Source organism: Tritonibacter sp. SIMBA_163, assembly GCF_046535935.1.
GTDB lineage: Bacteria > Pseudomonadota > Alphaproteobacteria > Rhodobacterales > Rhodobacteraceae > Epibacterium > Epibacterium scottomollicae.
Genome location: NZ_JAWJBP010000288.1, coordinates 1 through 287, shown reverse-complemented (window position 1 = coordinate 287; position 287 = coordinate 1). Strand labels below are relative to the sequence as shown.

Sequence of the window (287 nt, the reverse complement as noted above, 5' to 3'; positions counted from 1 at the left end):
TACGGTTGGCCGGGTCCACTTCCAGGATGCGGGTCATCTTCGACAGGCCGACCACCACTGCGTCCTCCTGCGGGATCGCGCCACCGGAGAGCGACGTTCCGGCGCCACGCGGCACGACCGGGATGCCGTAGCGGTTGCAATACTTCATCACGGCCGCCACCTGTTCCGTCGTCTTCGGCAGGACGACAGCCAGCGGCAAGCGACGATAGGATACGAAGGCATCCGTCTCGAAGGGCACGAGTTCGCGGGCTTCGTGCACCACACATTCGGGGGGCAGCAGGTCCACG

At 65.9% G+C, this 287-nt stretch carries 1 protein-coding gene; it reads right to left on the bottom strand.

What is annotated here, in order from left to right:
- Positions 1 to 287, bottom strand: a 287-nt coding sequence (locus R0J92_RS22440) for an FAD-binding oxidoreductase (protein WP_411053285.1), incomplete at both ends; no start/stop codon positions are given.